Source organism: Gammaproteobacteria bacterium (assembly GCA_021647245.1).
GTDB lineage: Bacteria > Pseudomonadota > Gammaproteobacteria > RBG-16-57-12 > RBG-16-57-12 > JAFLJP01.
Genome location: JAKIVC010000054.1, coordinates 1 through 8,694, shown reverse-complemented (window position 1 = coordinate 8,694; position 8,694 = coordinate 1). Strand labels below are relative to the sequence as shown.

Here is an 8,694-nt window from a genome sequence, read left to right as displayed (position 1 = left end):
GAAAAAAAGAGGTCGGCCGCGCAAGTATGGTGATAAGGTAAAACTGAGATCACTCTTTGGCTCGGAGGAATCGATGGAGGAGGCTCAAAGCCCTGTCTATGGCGAAAAAAACGTGACAGTTAAATATCTTGAGAGTACCGAGTTCTGACCGCCATTTTAATGACTGATTAACAAAATTACTCAAGCAGCGGCTCCGCAACATTTCTTGTACTTCTTCCCGCTGCCACAGATACATGGCTCATTTCGGCCGATCTTTACTGCCTCATGCTGGATGGGGGGCGATAACTTTCTTTCCAGGTCCGTCAGATCATCCTCCTTATCCGGCTCCAATCCCAAGATAAAATGCCAGCCGTTTTTATCACATATATTGGCAATCCTGTCAATTTTTGAATCATCTGCGACGCGTAAAATCAATGGATTCTTTCTGCTTCCCAACTTTGCCATGATCGTTTACTTATCCGCCTCCACTGTCTTTACTGTGCTTGTTTGAGTTTCATTGACAGCTTTGAGTGCTCAATACTTAGTGCCACCCATTGCGCATTGAGCTTCTTGTAACGTTTATAACTGCGTATCTGGCGGCGTATATCGCTCACAAATTCCTTGCGAATATACTCCGTCCGGCTCTTCATTTCCAGCGTATAGCTAATCTGATAATAGGCTCCCGTCAGGTCTTCCCGGTTCTTGTATTGTTTGGTCAATGAGCCAGGGCGCATATCCCCAATCAACGCTATTTCATCTTTGATCTTTGAAATACGCCGTTCAATTTGTGCGAGCTTTTTGTTTGACATTAGCATAGCATATACATGCTATGTTATTCTGTCAAAAGGAGATTAACAATGCTTTGGCTCTATTGGTGGGATGCAATCGTGTTTCTTCGCCCGGCCTGTTCCCGTACCCGGACATTTATGTGGTTTGCGGTCTGTGTGGCGGGATTGACGGTGCGCTCAGAGCGCATGGGCGTCACGAGCATTATCCGTGCGCTGGGTTTGCAGGGGCGGTTTTATGGTAATTTGCTGGATAACTTCCACAGTGCCGGTATTAAACTGGATCAGATGACAGTATTGTGGTCTCGGCTGGTGCTTCGACTATTCCCTGGGCTTGTTCGTGTGAATGGCCGACTGGTGCTGGTGGGGGATGGTATTAAGGTGGCTAAACAGGGTAAAAAGATGCCCGCCGTGAAGCTGTTGCATCAGGAATCCGAGTCGAACACCAAAGCGGAGTACATCATGGGGCACTCTTTTCAGGCGGTCTCTATTCTTTCCCGTGCCGCCAATAGCGTGTTTGCGGTACCGCTTGCCGCGAGGATTCATGAGGGGGTCGTATTGTCTAATCGTGACCGGCGAACCCTGCTCGACAAAATGATCAGTTTACTGGCGCTAACCCGCATTGAGGAACCGTATTATTTTGTCGCCGATGCGTATTATGCCAGCCAGAAAGTCGTTAATGGTCTGTTGGGCGAGGGAAATCATTTGGTCACTCGCGCCAGATCTAATGCCGTTGCCTACCGGCTGTATCCTCAGGAAGGCCAGAAAAAAAGAGGTCGGCCGCGCAAGTATGGTGATAAGGTAAAACTGAGATCACTCTTTGGCTCGGAGGAATCGATGGAGGAGGCTCAAAGCCCTGTCTATGGCGAAAAAAACGTGACAGTTAAATATGCCGTCCATGATTTACTCTGGAGACCGACCGGCAGTATGGTTCGATTTATCATTGTCGTTCACCCTACGAGGGGGTGCTGTATACTCATGTCAACGGATACGTCGTTGTCCGCCCTCGACATTATTCACCTCTACGGCCTGCGATTTAAGATAGAGCATGCATTCAAACAGGCCGTTCATATTATCGGTGCTTTTTCCTATCATTTTTGGATGGGTGCGATGAAACCACTGAAGCGGCGCAATGGCAATCAGCATCTTCATCGGGAATCAGAAAAGTATCGCGATGGCGTCAAACGAAAATTGAAGGCTTATCACGTTTTTGTACACGCGGGGATTGTTTCTCAAGGACTACTTCATTATCTGGCATCTTGCCACGCTCAGCGAGTCTGGCGCTCTTTTGGTTCGTGGCTTCGAACTATCCGCCCCGGCCTGGCGCCATCCGAGCTGGTGGTATCCACTGCGCTGCGTCGCAGCCTCCCTGATTTTCTCCTGGTTACAGGTTCTGCTACAAACTTCGCGAAATTCATCACGCAACGGCAAGATATTGATAGAATGGCGCTCTTCAGGCTTGTCTCGTGAGACGAATTCGGCACTCATGAGTTGGGTGAGTATTGCGATAAATGGCAGGTAAAAATTCTGGCTTGGTGTTTGATGACTAATCATATTCACCTTATTCTGGAACCAACAACTGAAGAAGGTTTACAGCGGGTTCTAAAGCCATTGCATATGCGCTATGCACAGCGAATAAATAGAGCCAGAGACTGGAAGGGGCATTTATGGCAGGGTCGATTCTTTTCCTCGCCTCTGGATGAAGCCTACACGTGGGCGGCCATTCGATATGTGGAAACAAACCCTGTGCGGGCTGGAATGGTAGAAAGGGCGGAGGAATATCGCTGGTCAAGTGCGGCAGCACATTGTGGTTTAACAAAAAGCCCGATATTGGCTCGGGTAAAAATGGAGGATGTCATACCTGAAAGCGAATGGACTGACTGGCTGGCTGAGTCAGAAGAAGAGCATGCTGTAAAACTGCTACGAAGAAATGTAGAAAAAGGGTTGCCCTGTGGCTGTGAACAGTTTGTAGCATCACTTGAAAAGATGGCGAAAAGAGCGCTTCGGTTTCGCCCACAGGGCAGACTTGCTGTTAATAAAGGGTAGCGTCCCGAATGGCACTGACTTAAGCTCAAGCGGTTGATTGGCCAAGGAAATATTGGGCGGCTGGCTAGCCCGGATGATAAGCTGGAGGTTGTGACACCACAGCAACCACCCGAGGAGCCAGCCCCATGCATCTTAGCCATCACAGCGTCACCCATCAACAGAAACGTGTCAGTCATTATGTGGGAAACACCGACTCTCACGCCCTATTCAATCTACTGACGAGCCCACAGCTGCTTGATTCGGTCGAAGAACTACTGCCAGAACATCGCGAGCGCCTGTATCCACCGACAGAGACACTGTCGATGTTTCTATCCCAGGCGCTATCGGCGGATGGCAGTTGCCAGCAAGTGGTCAACGATGCTGTGGTCAAGCGTATGATCTGTGGTCTAGAACCCGGTAAAACCGATACTGGAGCCTACTGCAAGGCACGCATGCGCCTGCCGCTGTCAATGGTCTCAACACTGGCGCGCCATGCTGGAAGCATCATTACATCGGGTGCGACTTCAAGGTGGCATTGGCGGGGGCGGCCGGTGCGTTTGGTTGATGGTGCTACGGTAACACTGGCCGACACAGAAGAGAATCAGACTCACTATCCGCAGCCAAACAGCAAGAAGGCAGGTCTAGGCTTTCCCCAGTGCAGTGTGGTTACGCTGCTGTGTTTGGGGAGTGGCGCATTACTCAATGCCGCAACGGGACCCTGCAAGGGGAAAGGAGGGGATGAGCAGACACTGCTGCGTTCCATGCTTGACACGCTAAATGGTGGTGATGTTTTGCTCGGGGATGCTTACTACGCAACATATTTTCTACTCTGCGAATTGGTTCACCGAGGCATCGATGGGCTATTCGAACAGTACGGTGCACGTAAGCGTAGCACCGATTTCAGAAAAGGAATAAGGCTTGGTGAACGCGACCATCTCATTGTGCTTACCAAGCCTAAGAAAAAACCTGATTGGATGAGTCAGGAGGACTATGATCAGGCTCCAGATACACTGAAAGTGCGCGAGATGAAGGCAGGTGGAAAGATTATGGTCACGACTATGCTGTGCTCGAAAGACGCCTCCAAGGGCACGCTCAAGACCTTGTTTCGTGATCGGTGGAACGTGGAACTGGACCTGCGGAATATCAAGACGACACTCGGCATGGAGCACCTGCGCTGTAAAACTCCGGAAATGGCTATCAAAGAGCTATGGGTCTATCTGCTTGCCTACAATCTGATCAGAATGTTGATGGCGCAGGCCGCTCTGCTAGCGGATCAAATTCCCCGGCAGCTGAGCTTCAAGCACACCGTGCAAATATGGATTGCTTGGCAACAGTACAGAGGTGGAACGCATGATACAGTTGCCATGGAGGGGTTACTTATCCTGATTGCCGAACTCCGTGTCGGCAAGCGTCCTGGAAGAATAGAGCCACGCGCAATAAAACGGCGGCAAAAACAGTTCCCATTGCTTACTCAACCGAGACAGGATGCGAGGGAAGATGTCCGGAAAAATGGTCACCCAAAAAAACAGAGGTAATGAAGTGTCAGAGCTTAAGTCAGTGCCATTCCACAATGACCCTTTAACTGAAGTTTTACGCTTTTTTGTAACGTAGCGTATAGAGGGAAACCAATTAAAGTGGTGTTTGCTACTATTTGAGCAAACCCAACAATAAAGCTCTCCCCGTATAGGTAGTGGGTTTCAGCGCATTAAAAACCCTAAAACTTTAGCTTCTCTATCTTTCAGCCATGTATAGAATGGATCGGCAAGGGCAAGGCCCGTGTGCCTGTGGAGCTGGGTCTGCCGGTCAATATGATCGAAGACCGAGAGCGCTTCATCCTGCACCACCAGGTAATGAAGAAGAGTACCGATGATCAAGTTGCCATTAAATCACTGCCGGATAATGTAAAGGCTCTTAAAGATTTAGTCTTAAGTCAGCAGGGTTTATTGCACCGACAGAATACGCAAATCCAGCTTTTCCACAGCAGCTATTCTATTCTCGTCCTGGATTCAACTACGTCTACCCGCTTGATATGGGGCATAGAGCTACTTTTTGATACCCCCCAGTGCATGGCATCGAATTGTGGCAATAGAGCTATGCTGCGTGCGCCCATTGAATGAGAACAATTCGCATTTACATCTGTATTCAGTTGCTTTATGATCGTCGCCCATCAAGATTATTTTTTTGGGAACGGCTCTATGAATTATTGGATAAAGCTGGGAATACCGGCGCTGGTACTGACCCTGCTGTCTGCTCCTGTGCTGGCAGTTGAAGAGGTCAATGTCTACTCTGCCCGGAAAGAGGCGCTTATCAAGCCACTGCTGGAGAGGTTTACCCAGCAGACCGGAATCAAGGTGAATCTGCTTACCGGCAAGGCAAAAACCCTGCTGAAACGGCTACAGAGTGACGGGCGCAATACGCCTGCTGACATGTTGTTGACCGTTGATGCGGGCAATCTGCATGCCGCCACGGTTGCGGGGCTGCTGCAGCCTGTTGACAGCGCCTCCCTGAAGGCGGTTGTGCCACAAAACCTGCGTGATCCCGATGACCGCTGGTATGCGCTCTCCACCCGTTCACGGGTTATCGTCTATAGCAAAGAGCGGGTCAAGGCATCTGAGCTCTCAACCTATGAGGATCTGGCAGATCCAAAGTGGAAGGGGCGGCTCTGTATTCGCTCATCCAGCAATATCTATAATCAATCACTGCTGGCATCGCTGATTATTCACAATGGGGCAGAACAGGCTGAAGAGTGGGCCAGGGGGGTTGTGGCCAATATGGCGCAGTCGCCAAAAGGCAATGATCGTGCACAGGTCAAGGCGGTGGCTGTCGGTATCTGTGATATTGCCATCATCAACACTTATTATATGGGGGTGATGCTGAAAAAGGATGACCGCCAGAAAAAGGCTGCCTTGCAGGTTGCCGTCTTCTTTCCCAATCAGGAGGGTCGTGGTGCCCATATCAACATCAGTGGTGCTGGCATTGTCAAAGCTGCGAAGCACAGAGAGAATGCAATCAAGCTGTTGGAGTTTTTGGTTAGCGATGAGGCGCAGCTGTGGTATGCCAAGGCGAATCATGAATACCCCGTCAAGGCGGGCATTCCCGTCAGTGATGTTGTGATGGCCTGGGGCTACCCCTTTAAACAGGATAGTCTCAATGTGAGTGAGTTAGGCAAATATAACGCTGAGGCGGTAAAGGTGTTTGACCGGGCTGGCTGGAAATAGCCCGCTACAGCACTTTGCGACTGCCCGGGAATAGATGCCCCAGCGAGGAAAAGCTGAGGTTTCCATTCTCGGACAGACGCTAAAGGCGCAGGGGGAACGGGTTCTCTCTGCGCCTTGGTGCGTTTACAATCTAACGCCATGCAACAGACAACCGTAGACCATGCTTCGTTTTAGCTTCCGCCGCCCCTCTGGCTGGACGCTGAGTGCAGCCTTTGTCGCGCTGATTATTGCAACACCCATTCTGACGGTTCTGGGTTTTCTGTTTTACCCCAGTGGCGACACCTGGCAGCACCTGGTCGATACGGTTCTGGCCGACTATGTCAGCAACTCGCTGCTGTTGATGCTGGGGGTTGCGATAGGGGCGGGCAGCATCGGCATCTGCACCGCCTGGCTCACCAGCATGTACAGCTTTCCCGGCCGTTCGCTCTTCATCTGGTCGCTGTTGCTGCCCCTGGCCATGCCGGCCTACATTATCGCCTTCACCTATACCGGGATGTTTGAGGTGGCCGGCCCAGTGCAGGAGTGGATCAGGGAGAGCTTCAATCTGCGCTACGGTGAATATTGGTTTCCAGAGATCCGTTCACTGGGCGGTGCTGTCAGTATGCTGTCACTGGTGCTCTACCCCTATGTCTACCTGCTGGCACGCTCGGCATTTCTGGATCAGTCCGTCTGCGCGCTGGAGGCCAGCCGCACCCTGGGGTGTGGTCCCTGGCGCAGCTTCTTTTTTGTCGCCCTGCCGCTGGCGCGCCCGGCGATTGTTACCGGGCTTTCACTCGCCCTGATGGAGACGCTGGCGGACTACGGCACAGTGCAATATTTTGGCATCAGTACCTTCACCACTGGCATCTTTCGCACCTGGTTCGGGCTGAATGATAGTGTGGCTGCTGCCCAGCTCTCCGGCCTGCTGATGACCTTTGTCTTTGTCCTGATTCTGTTGGAGCGCTGGTCACGCCGGCAGGCGCGTTTTCACCACGCCACCAATCGTTACCAGACCCTGCCCAATGTCAGGCTATCCCCGCTGATGGGCTGGATGGCGGCGTTCACCTGCCTGCTACCGCTCTTTTTTGGCTTCCTGCTGCCGGTTGGGCAGCTGGCCCAATGGGCGCTTATGACCTTTGGTGAGATGGTTGATGACGGTTTCTATGAATTAATGTTGAACAGTTTTCTGCTGGCCGGTGTTGCCGCTGTGCTGACACTGATCCCGGCGCTGATACTGGGTTACGGCAACCGCAACCATGCCACGCCGCTCTCCCGTTTTCTGGTGCGGCTCTCTGCTATGGGGTATGCCATCCCCGGCACTGTCATCGCCATCGGTGTACTTATCCCATTTGGTGTGCTGGATAACAGTATTGATGGCTGGATGCTGGAGCATTTCAACATCAGCACTGGCCTTATATTCAGTGGGACAGTTTTTATTCTGCTGTTTGCCTACATGGTGAGGTTTTTTACCATTTCACTCAACACCATAGAGTCTGGCTTGGCCAAAATCAGACCTTCACTGGATGAATCTGCCAAAACGATGGGCTATGGTGGTTTTGAGATACTGCGCCGTGTACATCTGCCCATCATGAAAGGCAGCCTGCTGACGGCGCTGATTATCGTCTTCGTTGATGTATTGAAAGAGCTGCCCGCCACCCTGGTACTGCGGCCATTCAACTTCAATACACTGGCAGTGCGCGCCTTTGAGCTGGCCTCTGACGAGCGCCTGGCAGATGCATCAAGCGCCGCCATTGCTATTGTGTGTGTGAGTATTATTCCTGTAATTTTACTCAGTCGAACCATTGCCCACTCCCGAGCCGGTCAATCCTGATGACAACAGCGCTACAACTTAACAAGGTCTCCGTTCAGCTGGGCGGTCAAACCATCGTAAGCGATATCAGCCTGGAGCTGAAATCAGGTGAGATCGGCTGTCTGCTCGGACACAGCGGCTGCGGAAAAACCACCCTGCTCAGAGCTATTGCGGGTTTTGAGCAACCGGCCTTGGGTGAGATATGGCTGCACGGAAAGCAGATCGCCAGCCCGCAGATCATGTTGCCGACAGAGCAACGCAATGTGGGTATGGTGTTTCAGGATCTGGCACTTTTCCCACATCTGACCGTGGGTCAGAATATCGCCTTTGGCATGCGCCGTTGCAGTAAAGAGGAGATCCACCAACGCACCCAGACCTTGCTGGAGCTGGTTGGGTTGCCAGATCTGACCAGGCAGTATCCGCATCAACTTTCTGGTGGACAGCAGCAGCGCATTGCTCTTGCGCGCGCCTTGGTGTTTGAACCTGAGCTGGTGCTGATGGACGAACCTCTTGGCGCGCTTGACAAACAGCTGCGCGAGAAAATGCAATATGAAATCAAGCATATCCATCAGCGGCTTGGTGTCACCATTGTTTATGTCACCCATGACCAGTCGGAAGCCCTGACCATGTCTGACCGCGTGGCGGTGTTTAATGACGGCATTATCCAGCAGCTTGCCAGCCCTGCCGACCTGTATGAACGCCCTGAAAACAGTTTTGTCGCCCAGTTTATCGGTGAAAACAACCAGCTTGCTGGCACCGTTAAGGAGATAACGGACGATGAGGCCTTGATAAGCCTGAAGGACGGCGGCGAAGTTTTGGCCACCCCAGTCAAGATTGGCAAAAACCCCATCGGCGAGAACACCCTGCTTTCCATCCGCCCTGAGCGCGTTATCCTTAA

Annotated in this window: 8 protein-coding genes and 1 pseudogene; 7 read left to right on the top strand and 2 right to left on the bottom strand. The window is 51.6% G+C overall.

Annotated features, from left to right (window positions below):
• Nucleotides 1–180 precede the first annotated feature (180 nt).
• Nucleotides 181–444, bottom strand: coding sequence for an SEC-C domain-containing protein (locus L3J94_11905; protein ID MCF6219426.1), 264 nt, complete (start codon nt 442–444; stop codon nt 181–183).
• 29 nt (nt 445–473) lie between these two features.
• The gene (locus tag L3J94_11900) at nt 474–788 is read right to left on the bottom strand and encodes a hypothetical protein (GenBank protein MCF6219425.1); all 315 of its coding nucleotides are present in this window, start codon (nt 786–788) and stop codon (nt 474–476) included.
• A gap of 48 nt (nt 789–836) precedes the next feature.
• Between L3J94_11900 and L3J94_11895 the strand changes: the two genes are divergently transcribed.
• From L3J94_11895 to L3J94_11865, 7 genes and pseudogenes are all read left to right on the top strand, one after another.
• Nucleotides 837–2,234, top strand: coding sequence for a transposase (locus tag L3J94_11895; GenBank protein ID MCF6219424.1), 1,398 nt, complete (start codon nt 837–839; stop codon nt 2,232–2,234).
• 72 nt (nt 2,235–2,306) lie between these two features.
• On the top strand, nt 2,307–2,810 hold the full coding sequence (locus L3J94_11890) for a transposase (protein MCF6219423.1): 504 nt from the start codon (nt 2,307–2,309) through the stop codon (nt 2,808–2,810).
• A 125-nt stretch (nt 2,811–2,935) separates the two neighbouring features.
• A complete protein-coding gene (locus L3J94_11885; GenBank protein MCF6219422.1) occupies nt 2,936–4,324 on the top strand; it encodes an IS4 family transposase in 1,389 nt (462 codons plus the stop codon).
• A gap of 192 nt (nt 4,325–4,516) precedes the next feature.
• Nucleotides 4,517–4,672, top strand: a pseudogene (locus L3J94_11880) (ISNCY family transposase).
• A 312-nt stretch (nt 4,673–4,984) separates the two neighbouring features.
• Complete coding sequence (locus L3J94_11875; GenBank protein MCF6219421.1) at nt 4,985–6,007, top strand: Fe(3+) ABC transporter substrate-binding protein; 1,023 nt, start codon at nt 4,985–4,987, stop codon at nt 6,005–6,007.
• Nucleotides 6,008–6,167: 160 nt separating this feature from the next.
• A complete protein-coding gene (locus L3J94_11870; protein ID MCF6219420.1) occupies nt 6,168–7,817 on the top strand; it encodes an iron ABC transporter permease in 1,650 nt (549 codons plus the stop codon).
• Nucleotides 7,817–8,694: ABC transporter ATP-binding protein (locus tag L3J94_11865; GenBank protein MCF6219419.1), on the top strand; the 878-nt coding region annotated here is incomplete at its 3' end. The genes L3J94_11870 and L3J94_11865, both read left to right, overlap by 1 nt.

What these genes read in the sequence shown, in the direction of transcription:
- L3J94_11885 (MCF6219422.1), top strand. Translation starts at nt 2,936, where the DNA reads ATGCATCTTAGCCATCACAGCGTCACCCATCAACAGAAACGTGTCAGT.
- L3J94_11870 (MCF6219420.1), top strand. Translation starts at nt 6,168, where the DNA reads ATGCTTCGTTTTAGCTTCCGCCGCCCCTCTGGCTGGACGCTGAGTGCA.
- L3J94_11900 (MCF6219425.1), bottom strand. Translation starts at nt 788, where the DNA reads ATGTCAAACAAAAAGCTCGCACAAATTGAACGGCGTATTTCAAAGATC.
- L3J94_11890 (MCF6219423.1), top strand. Translation starts at nt 2,307, where the DNA reads ATGACTAATCATATTCACCTTATTCTGGAACCAACAACTGAAGAAGGT.
- L3J94_11875 (MCF6219421.1), top strand. Translation starts at nt 4,985, where the DNA reads ATGAATTATTGGATAAAGCTGGGAATACCGGCGCTGGTACTGACCCTG.
- L3J94_11905 (MCF6219426.1), bottom strand. Translation starts at nt 444, where the DNA reads ATGGCAAAGTTGGGAAGCAGAAAGAATCCATTGATTTTACGCGTCGCA.
- L3J94_11895 (MCF6219424.1), top strand. Translation starts at nt 837, where the DNA reads ATGCTTTGGCTCTATTGGTGGGATGCAATCGTGTTTCTTCGCCCGGCC.